The 13,793-nt window shown below is 73.1% G+C and carries 15 protein-coding genes and 7 tRNA genes; 10 read left to right on the forward strand and 12 right to left on the reverse strand.

The window, feature by feature from the left end; all coding sequences use genetic code 11:
* Window positions 1–248 precede the first annotated feature (248 nt).
* Window positions 249–1,523, reverse strand: a complete 1,275-nt coding sequence (locus ACZ4VI_RS09885; RefSeq protein ID WP_467998333.1) for a hypothetical protein — start codon at window positions 1,521–1,523, stop codon at window positions 249–251.
* On the reverse strand, window positions 1,523–2,089 hold the full coding sequence (locus ACZ4VI_RS09890; RefSeq protein WP_260230370.1) for a DUF4365 domain-containing protein: 567 nt from the start codon (window positions 2,087–2,089) through the stop codon (window positions 1,523–1,525). Before ACZ4VI_RS09890 ends, ACZ4VI_RS09885 begins: the two co-directional genes overlap by 1 nt.
* Window positions 2,090–2,209: 120 nt before the next feature.
* Here ACZ4VI_RS09890 and ACZ4VI_RS09895 point away from each other — a divergent pair, with 120 nt between their 5' ends.
* Window positions 2,210–2,935 (forward strand): exonuclease domain-containing protein, encoded by a 726-nt coding sequence (locus tag ACZ4VI_RS09895; protein ID WP_467998335.1) that lies wholly within the window; start codon window positions 2,210–2,212, stop codon window positions 2,933–2,935.
* A 52-nt stretch (window positions 2,936–2,987) separates the two neighbouring features.
* Here the strand turns inward: ACZ4VI_RS09895 and ACZ4VI_RS09900 are convergent.
* Window positions 2,988–3,059 (reverse strand) — tRNA-Val (locus ACZ4VI_RS09900).
* A gap of 39 nt (window positions 3,060–3,098) precedes the next feature.
* Window positions 3,099–3,545, reverse strand: a complete 447-nt coding sequence (locus ACZ4VI_RS09905; RefSeq protein WP_467998337.1) for an SRPBCC family protein — start codon at window positions 3,543–3,545, stop codon at window positions 3,099–3,101.
* A gap of 83 nt (window positions 3,546–3,628) precedes the next feature.
* On the opposite strand from ACZ4VI_RS09905, the gene ACZ4VI_RS09910 reads away from it, so the two are divergent.
* Window positions 3,629–6,430: an SCO7613 C-terminal domain-containing membrane protein gene (locus ACZ4VI_RS09910; RefSeq protein ID WP_467998339.1), complete on the forward strand. Its 2,802-nt coding sequence runs from the start codon at window positions 3,629–3,631 to the stop codon at window positions 6,428–6,430.
* A gap of 61 nt (window positions 6,431–6,491) precedes the next feature.
* Here ACZ4VI_RS09910 and ACZ4VI_RS09915 read toward each other — a convergent pair.
* Both ACZ4VI_RS09915 and ACZ4VI_RS09920 read right to left on the reverse strand, forming a co-directional pair.
* Window positions 6,492–6,566: transfer RNA gene (locus ACZ4VI_RS09915), tRNA-Val, on the reverse strand.
* A gap of 76 nt (window positions 6,567–6,642) precedes the next feature.
* Window positions 6,643–7,065 carry a TIGR02611 family protein gene (locus tag ACZ4VI_RS09920; RefSeq protein ID WP_467998340.1) on the reverse strand — a complete coding sequence of 141 codons (423 nt, stop codon included), beginning with the start codon at window positions 7,063–7,065 and terminating at the stop codon, window positions 6,643–6,645.
* Between the two features lie 190 nt (window positions 7,066–7,255).
* On the opposite strand from ACZ4VI_RS09920, the gene ACZ4VI_RS09925 reads away from it, so the two are divergent.
* Both ACZ4VI_RS09925 and ACZ4VI_RS09930 read left to right on the forward strand, forming a co-directional pair.
* Window positions 7,256–7,669, forward strand: a complete 414-nt coding sequence (locus ACZ4VI_RS09925; RefSeq protein ID WP_015032345.1) for an SsgA family sporulation/cell division regulator — start codon at window positions 7,256–7,258, stop codon at window positions 7,667–7,669.
* A gap of 287 nt (window positions 7,670–7,956) precedes the next feature.
* On the forward strand, window positions 7,957–8,514 hold the full coding sequence (locus tag ACZ4VI_RS09930; RefSeq protein WP_467998342.1) for a CGNR zinc finger domain-containing protein: 558 nt from the start codon (window positions 7,957–7,959) through the stop codon (window positions 8,512–8,514).
* 31 nt (window positions 8,515–8,545) lie between these two features.
* Here the strand turns inward: ACZ4VI_RS09930 and ACZ4VI_RS09935 are convergent, their stop codons facing one another.
* Both ACZ4VI_RS09935 and ACZ4VI_RS09940 read right to left on the reverse strand, forming a co-directional pair.
* On the reverse strand, window positions 8,546–8,698 hold the full coding sequence (locus tag ACZ4VI_RS09935) for a hypothetical protein (RefSeq protein WP_361601803.1): 153 nt from the start codon (window positions 8,696–8,698) through the stop codon (window positions 8,546–8,548).
* A 94-nt stretch (window positions 8,699–8,792) separates the two neighbouring features.
* Complete coding sequence (locus ACZ4VI_RS09940) at window positions 8,793–9,227, reverse strand: hypothetical protein (protein ID WP_467998344.1); 435 nt, start codon at window positions 9,225–9,227, stop codon at window positions 8,793–8,795.
* 168 nt (window positions 9,228–9,395) lie between these two features.
* Here ACZ4VI_RS09940 and ACZ4VI_RS09945 point away from each other — a divergent pair, with 168 nt between their 5' ends.
* Window positions 9,396–9,911, forward strand: coding sequence for a DsbA family protein (locus ACZ4VI_RS09945; protein WP_467998345.1), 516 nt, complete (start codon window positions 9,396–9,398; stop codon window positions 9,909–9,911).
* On the opposite strand, the gene ACZ4VI_RS09950 is transcribed toward ACZ4VI_RS09945, so the two are convergent.
* The 3 genes from ACZ4VI_RS09950 to ACZ4VI_RS09960 are packed head-to-tail and all read right to left on the reverse strand — an operon-like array spanning window position 9,908 to window position 12,666.
* Entirely contained in the window at window positions 9,908–10,747 is an 840-nt protein-coding gene (locus ACZ4VI_RS09950) for a GNAT family N-acetyltransferase (RefSeq protein ID WP_467998347.1), read from the reverse strand. The two genes, ACZ4VI_RS09945 and ACZ4VI_RS09950, sit on opposite strands and share 4 nt — an antisense overlap.
* A 42-nt stretch (window positions 10,748–10,789) precedes the next feature.
* Window positions 10,790–11,617 (reverse strand): aminotransferase class IV, encoded by an 828-nt coding sequence (locus ACZ4VI_RS09955; protein ID WP_467998349.1) that lies wholly within the window; start codon window positions 11,615–11,617, stop codon window positions 10,790–10,792.
* A complete protein-coding gene (locus ACZ4VI_RS09960) occupies window positions 11,614–12,666 on the reverse strand; it encodes a chorismate-binding protein (RefSeq protein ID WP_467998350.1) in 1,053 nt (350 codons plus the stop codon). Before ACZ4VI_RS09960 ends, ACZ4VI_RS09955 begins: the two co-directional genes overlap by 4 nt.
* 244 nt (window positions 12,667–12,910) lie before the next feature.
* Here ACZ4VI_RS09960 and ACZ4VI_RS09965 point away from each other — a divergent pair.
* The 5 genes from ACZ4VI_RS09965 to ACZ4VI_RS09985 all read left to right on the forward strand — a co-directional run bounded on the left by ACZ4VI_RS09965 (window position 12,911) and on the right by ACZ4VI_RS09985 (window position 13,398).
* Window positions 12,911–12,983: transfer RNA gene (locus tag ACZ4VI_RS09965), tRNA-Gly, on the forward strand.
* 39 nt (window positions 12,984–13,022) lie between these two features.
* Window positions 13,023–13,096, forward strand: a tRNA-Cys gene (locus tag ACZ4VI_RS09970).
* 1 nt (window position 13,097) lies between these two features.
* A tRNA-Val gene (locus ACZ4VI_RS09975) sits at window positions 13,098–13,169 on the forward strand.
* A 34-nt stretch (window positions 13,170–13,203) separates the two neighbouring features.
* Window positions 13,204–13,275, forward strand: a tRNA-Val gene (locus tag ACZ4VI_RS09980).
* Between the two features lie 48 nt (window positions 13,276–13,323).
* Window positions 13,324–13,398: transfer RNA gene (locus ACZ4VI_RS09985), tRNA-Val, on the forward strand.
* A 74-nt stretch (window positions 13,399–13,472) separates the two neighbouring features.
* On the opposite strand, the gene ACZ4VI_RS09990 is transcribed toward ACZ4VI_RS09985, so the two are convergent.
* Window positions 13,473–13,763: a TFIIB-type zinc ribbon-containing protein gene (locus ACZ4VI_RS09990; RefSeq protein ID WP_467998352.1), complete on the reverse strand. Its 291-nt coding sequence runs from the start codon at window positions 13,761–13,763 to the stop codon at window positions 13,473–13,475.
* Window positions 13,764–13,793 lie beyond the last annotated feature (30 nt).

Consider the following 13,793-nt stretch of genomic DNA (forward strand, 5'->3'; position numbering starts at 1 on the left):
ACACGAAGTGCCGACGCCGACGGTCGCGCGGCAGAGACGAGGTGCCGCGTCGGGCCAATCTTAAAGGGCTCGGTTCGCCTCCGGGCGCTTCGAGCCGGGCTCACAGCCCCGTACGTGCTCGCCCCCTCGTTCCTCGGGGGCTGCGCGCGCTCGGGGCTGTTCCCCCGGCCGCGCCCTTCGGCTCACTCGCCGGGCCCATCAGGGCACCGTTGCCGACGGGGCACCGGGGGCACCGGTCATGCCATCGGTCACTCCCCCGGGCCGCAGGCCTCCTCGAAGAAGTCGAGGTTCTCGTGGAGCGACTTCATCAGGCGGTCGCGTTCCGCCTCGTCCACCTGGACCGGTACGACCCCCGACGCGTCCGTCAGGCGCCGGAAGCCGCCCCGGCTCTCCAGGCGGCCCACGACCCGGATCGGCAGCCCGACCAGATGCGCGTGGCCTGCCGTGCGGTACGACTCCTCGTCCAGGGTCACCCGGACGTGCGGCACCTCCGCCCCGCCCAGGACCCGCAGCCGTACGGTTCCCTCGCCGCGCGGGCCCGAGCGGCGCATGCGGACCACGGCGCCCGTGATCCGTACCGGTACGGACGGCTCGTCGGTCAGATAGCGCGCACCGGCCTCGCGCAGGGCCGGCAGGTCGCCCGCGGAGAACTCGACGGGTTCAGGACGGGGCGCGCACCCCGCCGGCGTCCCGGCGGCGGGCGCCCACTCCAGCGCGATCCGCGCACCCTCGGTGCCCCGCACCAGGGCGACCAGCGCCTCGGTCAGCTCGCGGCTCACCCCCGCCTCGACCGCCGCGTCGAAGGCCTCCATCCCGCCCGTCGCCCGCTGGTAGTCGGCGGCCTCCCGCGCCGCGTACAGCGCGTGGTACAGCCGTACGGCGATGGCCCGGCCCGGGTCGACGGGGACGAACGCGGTCAGGCCGCGCCCGCCAGGTGCCGCCCCCACGACCACCGCCTCCAGGGACGCCTGCGCCTGGCGGCGGTGCCGGGCGCCGTAGTAACCGGCCCGCCCGCGGACGGCCAGCGCGCCCGCGAGCAGCAGCTGCCGGGCCGCCGATCTGAGCTGTTCCTGGACGGTCCACGGAACCGTGCCCGCGGGCCCCGGCGGCACGTCGCGCCACCAGCGGATCTCGTCGCTGGGCACGGTAAGCCCGACCAGGACCTCCTTGGCGGACGGCGCCGCACTGTGCTGGAGCGCGGTGAGCGCCTCGCCGAGCAGGTCCTCGCAGTCCGGGAACGCGCGGCTCTCGGGCACCAGAAGACTCGTGGGGCCCGAGGAGCCGCCCGGGCCGGGCGGCGTCCAGCGGCTGTAGCGCCCCGCGGCCCCGCCGCGCCGCCGCCAGCCGTGGCGGGCGAGCAGCGCGCCGAGGACCAGCGGGTCGACGCGCCCGGGGTCGGGCGAGCCCCCGGCGTCGACCCAGGGGCCGCCGGGGAGCTCGCCGGGAGTGGGATGGGGTCGGAACGGTGGAAGAACGGGGCCGTAGCCGGCCCCGCCCTCCGGTTCGCCGATCGGCCGGTGCATCAAGGTCTCCCTCCCACGCCGACCCGGGTCATGATCTCGCACAGAGCCCGGTCGTCGAAGATCCGCGCCGTCGGTACACGCACGGTCGTCCGCCGCCGCCCCGTCACCGGGTGGCCGGCCAGGTTGATCCAGTAGCAGCAGTGCCGCAGGTCCAGTCGGTCGTGCCCGGCCCGCAGCCAGTCCTCCCGGTCACGCGGCACGATCATCACGACCAGGATCTTGTGCACCGAGACCGGGGTCCGCGCCAGCTTCACCAGATGGTCGTTGTCCAGGGTGAAGGAGAACGCGGGGCCCGGCGGCCGCGGCGGTAGCTGGTAGGTGCACTTGAGCTGCACCTTTATGGTCACTTCGTCGTCGACGGTATGGCCGGGAGCGCTGTGGCTCACGTGCCAGTCGATGCCGTTGTCCGGAAACGGCTGCGACAGCGAACAGCCCGCCGCCGCCGCGACCGCATGCAGATATCCCACCTGGAGCGTCTCCATGCAGGCGGTGGTGGCGAGTGAGCCGCGCAACGGTGCTGCCCGCTGAGGCGGCAGCCCTCCCGATTCGGGCTGGGCGAGCGCCATGTCAATTCCCTTCCCCGTCATCTGTGTTGTCACCGGTCCGCGTACGGGACAAACAGCCCGGGTATCACCGGTTCGGGCAGGGGGATCGCCATCTGCCGCAAGTGTGCGAGGAGTTCGGGGATGACGCACTGGTATGAGGGGCCCCTGGCCGCATTCGACACGGAAACCACGGGAGTTGACGTCGAGCAGGACCGGATCGTCTCGGCCGCGCTCGTCGTCCAGGACACGGCCGGCGGGCGTCCGCGGGTCACACGCTGGCTGGTCAACCCGGGGATTCCGGTGCCCCCCGCGGCCACGGAGGTCCATGGTCTGACGGACGATCATCTGCGGCGGAACGGGCGCTGGCCCGCGCCTGTGATGGAGGAGTTGGGGCGGGCGCTGGCCGAGCAGTGCGCGGCGGGCCGGCCGCTGGTGGTGATGAACGCACCCTTCGATCTGACGATCCTGGACCGCGAGCTGCGCCGCCACCGCGCCTCGTCGCTGGGCCGCTATCTGGAGAACGCGCCGCTGTGCGTGCTGGATCCGCGCGTGCTCGACAAGCACCTGGACCGCTATCGCAAGGGCCGCCGGACGCTGACGGATCTGTGCGCGCAGTACGGCGTGGAGCTTGACGGCGCGCACGACGCGGCGGCGGACGCGACGGCCGCGCTGGATGTCGTACGGGCGGTGGCGCGGCGTTTCGCGTCCCGGCTCGAACGGCTGTCGCCGGCCGAGCTGCACACCTTGCAGGCGGTGTGGCACGCGGCGCAGGCCCGGGGCCTGCAGGCGTGGTTCACGCGCAACGGGACGCTGGAGACGGTGGATCCGGCGTGGCCGCTGCGTCCGGAGCTGCGGACGGCGGCGTAGGGCCGGGAATGCGGAAGGCCGGTCCGTCTTTCGACGGACCGGCCTCTCCCGGTGGGCGATACTGGGATCGAACCAGTGACCCCTTCGGTGTGAACGAAGTGCTCTCCCGCTGAGCTAATCGCCCGGGAACGGGTTGAACCATACAGGTTTCCGCGGGCTTCGTTCAAACCGCGCGCAGGTGGGCGGCCAGTCCTCGTCGTCCGGCGCGCATCATCAGGGCGTGGTTGGCGCGCAACAGTGGCCTGGCGAGGACCGCGAGCCGGCGCATGAGCGGGCTGGTCACCTCGACCTCCTGCTCATAGACCGCGCGGGTTCCCGGGCCGCGGGAGGTCAGGGTCCAGCGCGCCCATCCCTCCAGATCGCCGCTGAGGGCGGCCTCCAGGACGCGGGCGACCGGGTCGTGGCGCCGGGTCGTGACGGTGACGACGAGGTCGAACGGGAGGAACGAGCGGAACCGGGCAGTGCCGCTGGCATCGTCGACGGGGACGACCTCGCGGACCTGGGGCCACCACTGCGGGTACTCCTCGCCGCGTTCGAGCACGGCGAAGACGGCGTCGGGCGGAGCGGCCAACTGCCAGACGCTGCGGAAGCGGTAGCGGCACCAGTCCATGCCCCCAGTGTGTACGTACTCAGGCGCGGAGATGAGTACCCGCGCGCATGGTTCCGGGGTGTGGCCCGGAGCACACTCCGGGCATGGACACTCCTCTGCCACCCGCCGACGAACTCGTGCTCGTCGATCGCGAGCTGGCCCGACTCGATGCGCGCAGGTCCCAGTTGCTGGCCCGGCGGGCCTGGCTGCTGCGGATCCTGCAGGCGCCGGCGGCGTCCCCGGCGGCGGGGCCCGCGAGCGGCCGCCCGGTGGGCGACTCGACACCACGCAGCGCGCAGAACGTGCTGCTCACCCTCGGCGGCGTGCTGCTGACGATCGCCGCGCTCGCCTTCACGCTGGTCAGCTGGGGTTCGATGGGGATCGGCGGCCGCGCGGCCGTCCTGGGCGTGGTGACGTCCGCGGCGCTGGCGGTGCCGGCGGTGCTGCTGCGCCGGGGTCTCGGCTCGACGGCGGAGGCGGTCGCGACCCTCGGCCTGGTGCTGATGGTCCTCGACGCGTACGCGCTGCACCGGGTGGCTCTGCCGGACACGGACGGCCTGGCGTTCACGGCCGTGGCCTCGGCGGTGCTCGCGGGCGCGTGGACGGCGTACGGCGCGGCGCTCGGGCGGCTGCGGACTCCGCTGCCGGTGGCGGTCGTGACGGCTCAACTCCCCCTGCCGCTGGGCGTCCTGGCCGCGGACGGCAGCGCGCTGGCTCTTGGCTGGGCCGCGCTGGCGACGGCGGTGATGGACCTGGCGGTGGTGCTGTGGGCGAAGCCGACGGCGGTACGGGGCACGGCGGCCGTGGCGGCCGGTGTCCTGGGCGGCTGGGCGCTGCTCACGGGCGGCCGGCTGTCGCTCTCCTCGGCGCTCCCGGCGGCCGCGCTGCTGCTCGCCTGCGCGGCGGTGGCGCTGTACGTGGCGTGGAGGGTGGCCCGGGCGGCGGTGGCCGCATCGGTGGTGGCGGGTCTCGCGGTGGTCGCGGCGGCGGGCGGCGTGCTGCGCCCGGTGCTGCCGGGCGACTGGGAGGTCCCGGGGTACGTGCTGTGCGCGGTGGCCCTGACGGCGGCCCTGCGGTCGCCGGCCCCGCGCGCGGTACGGACGGGTCTGGCGGGCGGGGGCGCCGGGGTACTCGCCCTGGGCGTGGCGTGGGCGCTCCCGCCGGTGGTGGCAGCGCTGCTGTCCCCCCTGGCCCGGACCACCCCGGTCTGGTCGGGCAGCCACACAGCCCCCGTCCTCCCCTCGTACCCGTCGACGGCCCCGCTGGTCCTGCTCGTCGCGGCGACGGCCCTGGCGGCCCTGCCCCGCCTCTGGTCCCGCTGCGCCGCGCTGCTCCTGACCTGGGCGACCCTCACGTCCCTCCCGCTCTCGCTGGAGCTCCCCTACGCGCCGACGCTGACGCTCCAGCTCCTGACGACAACAGCGGCCCTGCTCCTCGCGGCGCGCCCCGGGCTGCTGACGCGGGGCCTCCATGTTCCCGCCGGGGCCGCCGCCGCGCCCGTGGCAGACGGGGACCGGGCGGTCGGCGGCGGCGCCCGGTCCGGTGGCTCGGCGCGGCCCGCCGCCGAGGCGAGCCGCCCCGGCGCCGAGGCTGTCAGGCCGCTCCCGGGTTCCGGTACCACCGAGCCTGACGGCCGGATCACGGACGCACCCGCACCCGGCTCCGCGGCGGAGGTCGTCGGCCGCACCGGCCCGGGCACCGGGCCCCGCCCCGGGGCGGATCCTGCGGCGGAGGCCGAGGAGCCGATGCGAGAGGCGACGTCTCCTGACTCCGGCACCGCCGGTCCGCGCGGCGCGCGGCCGGAGTCCGGCGCGGGCCGGCCGGGCGCCGACACTGCCGGGCAGCGGGATTCGGATGCCGGGGCGGCCCGTCCCGGCGGGCACTGGCCCGGGTGGGGCCCCGTCGGCTCCGTGGCGGCTGCCGCCGTCCCCGTGCCGCCCCGGGAGGTCCTCGGGTGGAGTGCGTTCGGGTGTGGGCTCGCGTCCGCGGTGAGCGCGGTCGCGGCGGCCCTGGACACGCGCGGGGCCACGTTCACCGCGCTCGGGGTGCTGTTCGGGCTCTTCCTCGCGGGCGCGTTCCTCGCGGATGGCGCGCGGCGGAGCGTGGCCGCCTGCGCGGCGGTCGTCGTGGCGGCCGGGCTCGTGGGTGCCGGGGCCGCGGCCGCGGAGCTCCCGGGCCACCGCACCGCCCTGGCCCTGCTCCTGATCCCGGCGGCGACCGCCCTGGCCGGAGCGCGCCTGCGGCGCCACCCGGTCGCGGCGCCCGTGGAAGTCACCGGCGCGGCCGTGGGCGTGCTCGCGATCAGCACGGCCGTACCCAGGCCCGCCGTCCTCGCGCTCGTCCTCGCCCTGACCGGCGTGATCGCCGCCGCCACGGCCGTCCGGCCCGAGCGGCGTCCGTTCGCCTCGTGGACGGCAGGGGCGCTGTTCCTGCTCGCGACCTGGGTGCGGCTGGCCGTCTGGGACGTGACGACCCCGGAGGCGTACACACTGCCCGTCACCGTGCCCGCCCTCGTGGTCGGCATGCTGCGGCGGCGGCGTGACCCGGAGGCCTCGTCCTGGGTGGCGTACGGCCCCGGCCTCGCGGCCACGCTCGTGCCGAGCCTGCTCGCGGCCTGGGTGGACCCGGACTGGCCGCGCCCGCTGCTCCTCGGTGCCGCCGCGCTGGTGGTGACCCTGCTGGGCGCCCGGTTCCGGCTCCAGGCGCTGCTGGTGCTCGGCGGAGCGGTCCTCGCCCTCGACGGGCTGCACGAGCTGGCCCCGTACGTCGTGCAGGCCGTCGGCGCCCTCCCCCGCTGGCTGCCGCCCGCGCTGGCCGGTCTGCTGCTCCTGGCCGTCGGGGCGACGTACGAGCAGCGGCTGCGGGACGCCCGCCGCCTCCGGGAGCGCCTCGGCCGCATGCGGTGACCCGAGGGCGGAACGCCGAAGGCCCGGAGACTGGATCCAGTCTCCGGGCCTTCGGTCCGGGTGGTGGGCGATACTGGGTTCGAACCAGTGACCTCTTCGGTGTGAACGAAGCGCTCTCCCACTGAGCTAATCGCCCGGGCGCACCGCAAACATTACCGCATGTCAGCCGGTGCCCCGACCGTCCCCCGACCGTCCCCAGGCCGGTCGTCAGCTCAGTCGTCGATCTTCCACGGCATGACGAAGCCGTACTTCCACAGATAGAAACCGAGCAGCGCTCCGATGATCACGAGACCGATCGTGGTCAGGATGATGTTGCGCCGCCGGACCTTCGGGTCGAGCGCGCGCTGCGCCGCCTCGGTGACTTTCCGTTTCGTCCAGCGGAGCACGAGCTGCGCCCAGACGAACTCGGTGGCCCAGATCGCCATGCCGCCGAAGATCACCAGCCAGCCGGGGCCGGGCAGGGGCAGCATCACGACACCGGCGCCGACCACCGCGAGCCCCACGATGAAGACGCCGACCTGCCAGCTCATGTGCAGGGTCCGGCGGGCCTTGATGAACTCGGGGGCCTTGGATCCCAGCCCGGATTCCCCGTCGGCCGCGGACTCCCCGGTGCGCTCGTCACTCTCCGCATTCATAGTCACCAACTTACCGGACGCGGCCCCGTCACCGGTATGGCGGTATTACCCAAAGTTACACACCCCCATACGAGCTACCTGAACGATCACAAAACAGACAGAGGGGTTTACAACGGCACCGTAGGTGGCATGTCGATTTCGCCGACGTGCGAATCCCCGAGCGCACACTGAGCGAAAGGCCCTGGCGCTTATGAACACCACGGTCAGCTGCGAGCTGCACCTGCGCCTCGTTGTGTCGAGCGAGTCCTCACTGCCTGTACCCGCGGGCCTGCGGTATGACACGGCCGATCCTTATGCCGTGCACGCCACCTTCCACACCGGAGCCGAAGAGACGGTCGAGTGGGTCTTCGCCCGCGACCTTCTCGCCGAGGGGCTGCACCGGCCCACCGGCACCGGCGACGTCAGAGTCTGGCCGTCCCGCAGTCACGGTCAGGGCGTCGTCTGCATCGCGTTGAGCTCCCCCGAGGGCGAAGCCCTGCTCGAGGCCCCGGCGAGGGCCCTGGAGTCGTTCCTGAAGCGGACCGACGCCGCCGTGCCACCCGGCACCGAGCACCGTCACTTCGACCTCGATACGGAGCTCTCCCACATCCTGGCCGACAGCTGAGCCAGGCCGAGAGCCGCACGGCGCCGTCCGACTCGGGGCGACGGCGCCGCGCGGACAACCCCATACGGCAGACATCGGCGTCCTCACCGCGCAGCCGGCGCGGAGGAGGGCGCCGATGCCCGTTCCCGGGCCGCGGACGAGGGACAGCGGTCACCGGCAGTCGGCCGGGGCCGGGTTTCGGCCCCGTTCCGCACCGCTTTCGGACCCTTCCCGGCAGTCTGCGGCGAAGCCGCTAGAGTCAGCGCAATTCCGCGGGCGCCCGCCCGCAGCCGGCCAGGGAGCGAATCGTGCTGATCCCCCACGACACCCGGATCGCCCTCGACACCGTCGTCGATCTGATGAACACCGCGCCCCAGGGCGACCGCGACGACGAGCTCGTGGACGTCCCGTCGCTGCAGACCTTCGTACGGGCCCACGACATCAGCGACGTGGCCAAGCTCGACGAGGACGACCTGCGGGCCGTCCAGGAGGTACGGGCCAGGTTCACGTCGGTCTTCGCGGCCCCGGACGCCCGGATCGCGGCCACCCTGATCAACCAGCTGGTCGCCGCGGCGGGCACGACGCCGCAGCTCACCGACCACGACGGCTACGACTGGCACGTGCACTACTTCGCGCCGGGCGCGTCGGTCGCCGACCATCTCGCGGCGGACTGCGGGATGGCCCTGGCGTTCATCGTCGTGGCGGGCGAGCAGGAACGGCTGCGGCGCTGCGAGGCACCCGACTGCGGCCGGGCCTTCGTCGACCTCTCCCGCAACCGTTCGCGCCGCTACTGCGACAGCCGCACCTGCGGTAACCGGCTCCACGTCGCCGCGTACCGCGCGCGTCGCAAGGAGGCCGCCGGCTGAGCTGCCGGACCTCGGTCCGACACCAGCCCGCTCACAGCAGGAACAGGTCGTGCACGGCGGCCATCAGGAGCAGACAGCCGATCACCGCAAGGAAGATCATCAGCGGCGGCTGGGAGAGCGCGAAAAGACAACCGCGCGGTTCTTCGGTGGGGGCGGGGGCATGATCCCGCGAGGTATCCAGCATCTCGGGGCGATCATGGCGCAGCACCCCCGCGAGACAGCCCGCAACACGCCCCTCTGAAGCGGGAGTTCATCACATTCCGTGGATGCTCCGACTGTCAGATCCCATGCTTCTTCAGAATCGCCTCGATGTCGCTGAAGTCGTCCCCCGCCGCCTTGGCCTGCGGCTTCGGGGTCGCACCCCGCTGACCGCGACCGAGTGAGGGTGCGGACGCGGCCGGTGCGACGGCGCCGGACCGCTCACCCTTCGCGACCTCCTCGGCCTCCTTCCGTCCCGACCTGCGCCGCTCGACGGCGCGGGTGGTCATGAAGAGCAGCCAGGCCACGCCGAGCACACCGAAACCGGCCCAGGCGGTCGGGCTGAAGGCCGTGTCGAAGGCCCACTCCACCGCCCCGGTCATGACCAGACCGACGGGCACCAGGGAGTAGGCGGCGATCCGCGTCGCGGCGAGGAAACGCCTGCGGTACGCCGTGATCGCGGCGATGCCCAGGCCCGCCGCGGACACCGCGGAAAAGATGGTCTCGGCGAGCATGCGATCCTCCTGGGCCGGGGGCGATACGTCCCTTCCATCCTGCACCGTCGAAGGCGCCCACGGCCATGTTCCCGGCGGACCTCAGGGAGATCTCCGGGTCGCCCCGCACGGGATCTCCTCCCCAGGTCCCGGTTGGGCCGCGCCGACGGGGGCTGGAAGACTGCTCCCATGAGCGACTCCACCACCCCGTCCGCCTCCCCCGTCACCGTGGAGGCCTGGTTCGACCTCCAGTGCCCCGACTGCTTCCGCGCGCTCGACGACGTGCGCGCGCTGCGCGAGAGGTACGGCGACCGGATCGACGTACAGCTGCGGCACTTCCCGCTGGAGAAGCACAAGCACGCCTACGCCGCCGCGCAGGCCGCGGAGGAGGCGGCCGAGCAGGGCAAGGGCTGGCCGTACGTGGAGGCGCTGCTGGCCAGGACCGCGGACCTCGCCGAGCGGGGCGAGCCGGTGCTCCTGGACGTGGCGCGTGAACTGGGCCTGGACGCCGAGGAGTTCGACACCGCCCTGATCGACGGCCGGCATCTGCTGACCGTCGACGCCGACCAGGCCGAGGGCAAGGCGATCAAGGTCACCGGCACCCCGACCTATGTCGTCGGCGGCGAGCGGCTGGACGGCGGCCAGAGCCAGGACGGTCTGCGCGCCCGCATCGAGGAGATCGCCGACCGTCTGCTGGCGGGCTAGAGCAGCGGCTTGGAGCTGTTGACGTGGGTCGTGCGGTAGCCCAGCGACTCGTACAGCCGGATCGCCGGGGTGTTGCTCGTGAAGACGTGCAGTCCGAGCAGGCGCTCCCCGGCCGCCAGCGCGACGCGCTCGGCGAGCAGCATCAGCCCCCGGCCATGCCCCCTGCCACGGTGCTCCTCGGCGACCTCGACCTCGTACACGAAGCCCGTCCACCGTCCCGGCTCGAGTTCGATCCGGCCGGTCCACAGATAGCCGATCACCTGCTCGTCCCGTACGGCCGCGACCACGGTGACGCCCGGGGTCGCGAGGCCCTGCGGGAGGAAGCGGCGGCGGCCGTGCTCGGCCTTGGCGCGCGCCTGCTCCTCCGGCACGCCCCGGTCGATCCAGCTCCGCGCGAAGGCTTCCTTGGACCGCGCCGACCACTCCGCGAACTCCTCCTCGGTGACCGGGCGGTACGCGAAGCCGTCCGGCAGCTCCGACGGCTCGGCGGGCAGGTCCTTGAGCATGTTCCGGCTGCGCTCGGTGTAGCCGAGCGAGGTCGCCATCCGCACGGCGGCCGACACGTCCGCCGGCACCGAGATGCGCACCTCGCCGCAGCCCCAGCTCCGCAGCACCTCCTCGGAGGCGAGCGCCGCCACCGTGCCCCGGCCCCGTCCACGATCCGGCTCGTCGACCCGGAGCCCCTCGATCACGCCCTGATAGGCGCCGAAGGCCGGATCGGTGGCGAGGTGGACGGAGCCGACCCGACGGCTGTTCACACAGATGTCGTACGTGCGTGAACGGCCGCCGTCGGCGGTCTGCTGAAGCGGCTCGGCCGGCCGCAGGGTGGTGGTCATCACGGGTGTTGTACCCACGCCACGGCCGTCCGTCATCCGGTTTTACAAGCGCGGGTCGCCGGCGGCCGCCGCGCGCTCGTCGAAGATCCGCATGGCCTTGGCGGTGACCGGCCCGGGGGCGGCGGTCAGGATGCGCCCGTCGACCCGGTGCACGGCCTGGATGTCGCGGAGGGTCGAGGTCAGGAAGATCTCCTCGGCGCTCTCCAGGACGTCCAGCGGCAGATCGCTCTCCACGGCGCCGGTCCACTCGACCGCAAGGGCGCGGGTGATGCCGGCCAGGCAGCCGGAGGAGACGGGCGGGGTGTGGATCCGGCCGTCGATCACGACGAAGACATTGGAGCCGGTGCCCTCGCAGAGCTGTCCGACCGTGTTGGCGAACAGCGCCTCGGTGGCGCCCCGTTCGGCCGCCCTGGCGAGGGCGACGACGTTCTCGGCGTACGAGGTGGTCTTCAGGCCGGTGAGCGCCCCGCGCTCGTTACGGGTCCAGGGGACCGTGATCACGGCGGTGGAGTCGGGGCGGCGGCTCGTCTCGCCGAGCGCCACGACGAGGCTGGCACCGGCGTCACCGCGCTCGGAGCCGAGCGGGGAGAGTCCGCCGGTGTACGTGATGCGGAGCCGGCCGAGCTCCATCGGGTTGGCCTCGATCACCGCGGCGCAGGCGCGGCGGACCTCGTCGAGGTCGGGGTCGGGCAGGCCGAGGCCACGAGCGGAGCGGGTGAGGCGCTCCAGGTGGAGGGTGAGGGCGAAGGTCCGGCCGCGTTCGGCCTTGACCGTTTCGAAGACGCCGTCGCCGACGGTCAGCCCGTGGTCCAGGACGGACACCCGGGCTTCCTCCGCGTCGTGCAGCCCGCCGTTGACCCAGAGTTTCATCGAGATATGGCCTTTCCGCTCGCCTCGTACGCGCCCGACGCTACCGCCAGCAGGCGGGACGCCTTCAATTCGGTCTCCGCCCACTCGCGCTCCGGGTCGGAGCCCCAGGTGATGCCGGCGCCGGTGCCGAAGCGGAGCACGCCCTCGGGGCGGTCGATCCAGAAGGTCCTTATGCCGACGGCCAGCTCGGCGGTGCGGCGGTCGGCGTCGACCCAGCCGATGCCTCCGCAGTACGGGCCGCGGGGGGCGGTCTCCAGGGCTTCGATGATCCGCAGGGCGCTCGACTTCGGGGCGCCCGTGACGGAGCCGGGCGGGAAGGTGGCGGCGAGCAGCTCGGGCCAGCCCGCCTTCTCGTCGAGCTCGCCGCGCACGGTGGAGACGAGGTGGACCAGGCCAGGGTGGGGCTCGACGGCGCAGAGCTCGGGGACGGTGACCGAGCCGGTGGCGCAGACCCGGCCGAGGTCGTTCCGTACGAGGTCCACGATCATCACGTTCTCGGCGTGGTCCTTCTCCAGCAGGTCCTCGGCGGTGCGCCCGGTGCCCTTGATGGGGCCGGACTCGACGGTGCGGCCCTCCCGGCGCAGATAGAGCTCGGGGGACGCGGTGGCGATCTCCACGCCGTGGGCGGGCAGCCGAATCGTTCCGGCGTACGGAGCGGGGTTGCCGCGGGCCAGCAGCGCGGTGAGGGCGTCGACGTCGGCGGCGGCGGGGTCGGGCAGCGGCGCGGACATCACGCGGCAGAGGTTGGCCTGATAGACCTCACCGCGCGCGATGTGCTCGCGGATGCGACGGACGCCCTCGGTGTACGTGGCGCGGTCGAGCGACGACGTCCAGTCACCGGCGGCCGGCCCGCGCCAGGCGCCCGGGGCGGGCGCGGGGACGGGGTCCACCCGTACGTCGCCGAAGCGGGCGCAGGTCAGGCGGCCCTCGAAGTCCGCGGAGACGGCCCAGAAGCCGGCGGAGTCCAGAGCCGCGGGGTCGCTGGTGACATCCCGCAGGTCGGTCGCGACGAGGCCGCCGAAGCGGGCCAGAGGAGCAAGGTCGTGCACGGATCGAGTCTAGGGCGGGCGCGGACGCGGTGACGGGGGCTGTGGGCGGGGCGCTCGCGTGGGCGGCTGCGAGCCACCTCGGGGACACGGGGAGTGAACGTCACGCGAACCTGTCGGACCGCCGTCGGACCGTCCGGCTCCGTGCGCAGCTCAGCACGCTGCGGAAACGCGTTTTTGTGCTGGCCCAGGAATCCGCTAGAGTTCAACACGTCGCCGGGACGCGCAAGCGGAACGGAAACGACAAGCGGACGTGGCTCAGTTGGTAGAGCATCACCTTGCCAAGGTGAGGGTCGCGAGTTCGAATCTCGTCGTCCGCTCGATGTGGGGGATCTTCCCGAACCCCCGTATTCACTCCTGGTGGAGTGGCCGAGAGGCGAGGCAACGGCCTGCAAAGCCGTCTACACGGGTTCAAATCCCGTCTCCACCTCCAAGGACGATTAGCTCAGCGGGAGAGCGCTTCCCTGACACGGAAGAGGTCACTGGTTCAATCCCAGTATCGTCCACTGATCCGGAAGGATCTGGTCCGCAAGGATCCCCGCGCGATTAGCTCAGCGGGAGAGCGCTTCCCTGACACGGAAGAGGTCACTGGTTCAATCCCAGTATCGCGCACGCAGTACGGCAGTAACCCCTGGTCCTGTATGGTGTGGGACCGGCCCCGCGCGATTAGCTCAGCGGGAGAGCGCTTCCCTGACACGGAAGAGGTCACTGGTTCAATCCCAGTATCGCGCACCACATGACGGAGCCCCCGGTCGCCTCTCGCGGCCGGGGGCTTCGTCGTATCCGCTCTCTCAGGACTCTCAGGACTCTCAGGAGGAGAAGAGCATCCGGCCGAAGCCGCGCTGGCGGTAGTGACCGCCGCCGTGGTGGCCGCCGTGGTGAGGGGCGCCCCAGGCGGGCGCGGCGGGGGCGGGCTGCGCCGGGTAGGCCGGCGGGGCGGGCGCGGGCGGCGCCTGCTGCACCCACTGGGACTCGAGCCGGGTCAGGGCCTCCAGCTCGCCGTAGTCCAGGAATATCCCGCGGCAGCCGCTGCACTGCTCGATCTGGACGCCGTTGCGGTTGTAGGTGTGCATCGCTGCGTGGCACTTGGGACACTGCATGCTCGGCTCAACTCCCTGCCGTTCGAATGG

Source organism: Streptomyces sp. NPDC029169 (assembly GCF_055563935.1).

Bases quoted from the DNA above. Each gene is read 5' to 3' on its own strand.
- ACZ4VI_RS09920 (WP_467998340.1), bottom strand. From the start codon at position 7,065: ATGAATGCGGAGAGTGACGAGCGCACCGGGGAGTCCGCGGCCGACGGG.
- ACZ4VI_RS09955 (WP_467998349.1), bottom strand. From the start codon at position 11,617: ATGAAACTCTGGGTCAACGGCGGGCTGCACGACGCGGAGGAAGCCCGG.
- ACZ4VI_RS09990 (WP_467998352.1), bottom strand. From the start codon at position 13,763: ATGCAGTGTCCCAAGTGCCACGCAGCGATGCACACCTACAACCGCAAC.
- ACZ4VI_RS09910 (WP_467998339.1), top strand. From the start codon at position 3,629: ATGGACACTCCTCTGCCACCCGCCGACGAACTCGTGCTCGTCGATCGC.
- ACZ4VI_RS09940 (WP_467998344.1), bottom strand. From the start codon at position 9,227: ATGCTCGCCGAGACCATCTTTTCCGCGGTGTCCGCGGCGGGCCTGGGC.
- ACZ4VI_RS09925 (WP_015032345.1), top strand. From the start codon at position 7,256: ATGAACACCACGGTCAGCTGCGAGCTGCACCTGCGCCTCGTTGTGTCG.
- ACZ4VI_RS09890 (WP_260230370.1), bottom strand. From the start codon at position 2,089: ATGGCGCTCGCCCAGCCCGAATCGGGAGGGCTGCCGCCTCAGCGGGCA.
- ACZ4VI_RS09935 (WP_361601803.1), bottom strand. From the start codon at position 8,698: ATGCTGGATACCTCGCGGGATCATGCCCCCGCCCCCACCGAAGAACCG.
- ACZ4VI_RS09945 (WP_467998345.1), top strand. From the start codon at position 9,396: ATGAGCGACTCCACCACCCCGTCCGCCTCCCCCGTCACCGTGGAGGCC.
- ACZ4VI_RS09950 (WP_467998347.1), bottom strand. From the start codon at position 10,747: ATGACCACCACCCTGCGGCCGGCCGAGCCGCTTCAGCAGACCGCCGAC.
- ACZ4VI_RS09885 (WP_467998333.1), bottom strand. From the start codon at position 1,523: ATGCACCGGCCGATCGGCGAACCGGAGGGCGGGGCCGGCTACGGCCCC.
- ACZ4VI_RS09905 (WP_467998337.1), bottom strand. From the start codon at position 3,545: ATGGACTGGTGCCGCTACCGCTTCCGCAGCGTCTGGCAGTTGGCCGCT.
- ACZ4VI_RS09895 (WP_467998335.1), top strand. From the start codon at position 2,210: ATGACGCACTGGTATGAGGGGCCCCTGGCCGCATTCGACACGGAAACC.